Here is a 700-nt window from a genome sequence, read left to right as displayed (position 1 = left end):
GGGTTATGCCGCGATTAGCGGTCATGCAGATATATTCACTTTTATGCTTGGCTTGGCAAGTGTATTGGCAATCGGCATGGTGAATCTGGTGGTCAGCTTTTCTTTAGCTTTGGCCGTTGCACTCCGTTCTCGCGGCACGCGTTTGGGCAGTATGCGTAATCTGCTGAAAAGCTTCTGGAGTCAAGTTAAAGCCAATCCTTTGATTTTACTGTATCCGGTTCAAGTGAATAACAAAGACAACACGAAGTAAGATTGAAGAAAGGCCGTCTGAATATATACTTTTCAGACGGCCTTTGATTTAAACCGATAAAGATTAGGCTTGCAGAGAGGAGCGGTTTTCCAAAACTTGGTCAATCAAACCATATTCTTTAGCTTCATCGGCAGACATATAATTGTCGCGGTCGGTATCGCGTTCCAAGTCGGCTAAATCGCGATCACAATGTTTGGCGAGTAAGCGGTTCAGTTTCTCTTTGATTTTCAGCAGCTCTTTAGCATGAATTTCAATATCGGAAGCCTGACCGGCCAAGCCGCCGTTGATGAGCGGTTGGTGAATCATGATGCGGCTGTTTGGCAGGGCAAAGCGTTTGCCTTTTTCGCCTGCGGACAACAGGAATGCGCCCATGCTTGCCGCTTGGCCCAAGCATAAGGTAGAAACATGAGGCTTGATGAAGTTCATGGTGTCGTAAATCGACATACCGGC

The 700-nt window shown here is 46.7% G+C and carries 1 protein-coding gene and 1 pseudogene; one reads left to right on the top strand and one right to left on the bottom strand.

Annotated elements, in window-relative coordinates; translation table 11 throughout:
* Positions 1-250 (top strand): annotated as a pseudogene (locus tag ACTHUR_RS14295) (recombinase); the annotation flags it as partial.
* 63 nt (positions 251-313) lie between these two features.
* Here ACTHUR_RS14295 and ACTHUR_RS14290 read toward each other — a convergent pair.
* A partial coding sequence (locus ACTHUR_RS14290) for an ATP-dependent Clp protease proteolytic subunit (protein WP_440399222.1) occupies positions 314-700 on the bottom strand: 387 nt, incomplete at its 5' end.

The sequence above is a fragment of the Neisseria sp. P0021.S007 genome, from assembly GCF_051956855.1.
Note: the sequence above shows the minus strand (reverse complement) of the source record. Positions and strands in the feature narration are given on the sequence as shown.